Source organism: Flectobacillus sp. BAB-3569 (genome assembly GCF_002270355.1).
Classification (GTDB): Bacteria; Bacteroidota; Bacteroidia; order Cytophagales; family Spirosomataceae; genus Flectobacillus; species Flectobacillus roseus.
In genome coordinates this window covers 1-494 of record NZ_NJFZ01000084.1, presented here as the reverse complement: position 1 = coordinate 494, position 494 = coordinate 1, and the positions used below count along the sequence as shown (strand labels likewise).

General features: G+C 35.1%; 1 pseudogene. It reads left to right on the top strand.

Annotation, left to right across the window (positions count from 1 at the left end):
- Positions 1-232, top strand: a pseudogene (locus BWI92_RS27920) (hypothetical protein); the annotation flags it as partial.
- Between the last annotated feature and the right edge of the window lie 262 nt (positions 233-494).

The window sequence follows — 494 nt, the reverse complement described above, 5'->3', positions numbered from 1 at the left end:
TAATTATCAGGAACAGCAAGTCAGTAAATTACACTATTGGCTTGGCAAAAATGAGATACACGATAAGTTATCTCTTTATTCTTTTTCTTGGCTAAAAAATGGTCGCCAAGAAGGGAGCAAAGGTTTAAATTTTAAAACTGGAAGTCAGTTTTTTATTAGTTGTTATGATAGTTCACTTATAAAACAGCTAATAAAAGCATTCAGCAAGACAATGACTTTGGTTGGGGAATGAAAATCAAGGCTTTGACTCTTGAAAATGAGCCTGAATTTTCCTCTCAGCGTCGCTTTTTGGTTGGGAGCCCTGTTTTTATCAAGCGTTCGCAAGCTGAAGAAAAAGGGGCTAAATTCTTCTATGTTAGCAATTGCTTGATTTGGGATTGCGGATTTCAGAAATGCTTGAAATACAGTTTCTGAAAWTAAGAAAGTAGTTGTAATTCCGAAATTCAACATCCGAAACCGCAATCCAATAATTCATCACTTATAAAGAAACTTCC